The 1,767-nt window shown below is 38.4% G+C and carries 4 protein-coding genes and 1 pseudogene; 2 read left to right on the top strand and 3 right to left on the bottom strand.

What is annotated here, in order from left to right:
- The coding region (locus tag V7126_RS23920; protein ID WP_335499873.1) for a hypothetical protein at window positions 1–354 on the bottom strand (354 nt) is incomplete at its 3' end.
- A complete protein-coding gene (locus tag V7126_RS23915) occupies window positions 351–701 on the bottom strand; it encodes a hypothetical protein (protein ID WP_006640655.1) in 351 nt (116 codons plus the stop codon). The genes V7126_RS23915 and V7126_RS23920, both read right to left, overlap by 4 nt.
- A 145-nt stretch (window positions 702–846) precedes the next feature.
- Here V7126_RS23915 and V7126_RS23910 point away from each other — a divergent pair, with 145 nt between their 5' ends.
- Window positions 847–1,071, top strand: a complete 225-nt coding sequence (locus tag V7126_RS23910; protein WP_006640654.1) for a helix-turn-helix domain-containing protein — start codon at window positions 847–849, stop codon at window positions 1,069–1,071.
- A gap of 35 nt (window positions 1,072–1,106) precedes the next feature.
- Here V7126_RS23910 and V7126_RS23905 read toward each other — a convergent pair whose 3' ends face one another.
- Window positions 1,107–1,451 (bottom strand): DUF1433 domain-containing protein, encoded by a 345-nt coding sequence (locus tag V7126_RS23905; RefSeq protein ID WP_006640653.1) that lies wholly within the window; start codon window positions 1,449–1,451, stop codon window positions 1,107–1,109.
- 53 nt (window positions 1,452–1,504) lie between these two features.
- Here V7126_RS23905 and V7126_RS23900 point away from each other — a divergent pair.
- Window positions 1,505–1,767, top strand: a pseudogene (locus V7126_RS23900) (lipase); the annotation flags it as partial.

The following is a 1,767-nucleotide window of genomic DNA, read 5'->3' as shown; positions in this document are numbered from 1 at the left end:
TCTATAGTAAACGTTCATTCTCCGACTACCTCCTTTAATTGTCCACCAAGATGAGCCAACAGCTCGATCGTATTCATATTCGCAATAGTTTCCGAGATCCATCTCCGAGTCAGAGACGTACGGTAGATCGTAAATCAATTCCGCACGCTGACCGATTTCTAAACCGTGAGGACCGTGATATAGACGATAAAGATTAAGCCACTCCTCGTCTATATAAAGTACATAGTCGCGACCTACGTTTAAGACCTCTACCCGTTCGCGGCTTTCTTCACCGGTGTCCGAATATATGACAACGAAATCCACGGACATTTTCTTCGGCTGCTCCTTTGCGTCAATCCATTTTAATTCGCTCACAGCGTCTCCTCCTTTTTTTGCGCCAAAAATAGCATGAAATCGAGTACAGCCATTTTCGCGATCTCTTCAGTTGTTAGGCCGAAATTAAATCCGACAGGAAATTCGAGCGGCAGATCGTACAGGACTTCGCACTTTTCTCCGATTTCCCATTCGCCCTCTTTGCCGCGCATCTTATAAAGCGTGAGATAGGCTTCGTTAACTTCGAGCGCGATACCAGATCCAAGGTGAAGCACTTCGGAAGGCTCTCGGTAATCGACGGCCCCTGTATTCGGATCGTACACAACGTAGTCCACAATAAGCGATTCCCAATGTTTTTTGTTGATACTTTTATATTCTATGTCTTTCATACCACCACTCCTTACATATGCGTAATCCGTAATCACTTATCATAATATTACACTTGCGTAATTCGTAAGTCAACACCTATTGCGAAAAAAATTACAAATGTGTAATATGAAATTAATTAGACTTGCCTAAAGGGTGTGTGAATTTTTGAAAAAGCTTATAGTTAGATCTAGGTTAAATGAAGTTATGAAGGAGAAGGGAATTCAAAGCCAGAAGGAATTGGCTGAGTTAGTTGGTACTACTGAGGCTACGATAAGCAGATTTAAAACAAATACAAGATATGATATCACAACACTATTCCTTATTAGCAGAGGATTAAATGTACCTATAGAAGATTTGTTTTATGTCGAGGAGATAGAGGAAGAGCAATAAAACAAAATTAGCCCAGCTCGATTGAGCGGGCTAATTTATCTTGTACAAAGCTTATCTTTACATTCTTCTTTGGGTTCGGCATCAACCGTATATGACAATATTTCTTTATTGCCTGGATCATATAGACCTTCAAACTCTTTTTTTCCGTTAGTATAACCCTTAACAGTTATACCACCCATTGGGTTAATATAGTAATCCTCAGAAAAATGGATATCATCCACATCTTTATAGTTAGTTGTTAGAAACTTTTCCATATGATTCTGAGCTTCTTCGAATAAAGCAATCTCTTTTTCCTTTTGATCGTGCTGATGCTTCATAAAAAGTCCCCCAACTGCTATAATTATTAAAATAAGGATAATTATGTACTTTTTCTTTTTCAATTGGAAATCAACCCTTTCCTATCTTATTTTACAAAAATAAAGAGGCGATGTATATGAGTGACAAGATAAAAGTTCCAAAAATAACAGATAAAACTTATTATACGCTAAGTCAGGAATCTTACAACCGCGAAAGATTAGATGATAAATTGAAAACGGGGAAACCGATACAAACAGACCAAAAAACTTATTGGTATGTCGAAAAAATTAAAAGAGACTCTGATACGGGACTTGATGCCGTTGTTTTTTCGCAGGGTCAAAAAACAAAAGACGGCAAGTGGGCGAAGTCTGATAATCCCAAAAACGTCGTCGTAGCTTT

Origin of the sequence: Bacillus sp. JJ675, assembly GCF_036963165.1 — a bacterium.
GTDB lineage: Bacteria > Bacillota > Bacilli > Bacillales > Bacillaceae > Bacillus > Bacillus glycinifermentans.
Note: the sequence above shows the minus strand (reverse complement) of the source record. Positions and strands in the feature narration are given on the sequence as shown.

Coding starts and splice junctions, on each gene's coding strand:
- V7126_RS23915 (WP_006640655.1), bottom strand. CDS start 701: ATGAAAGACATAGAATATAAAAGTATCAACAAAAAACATTGGGAATCG.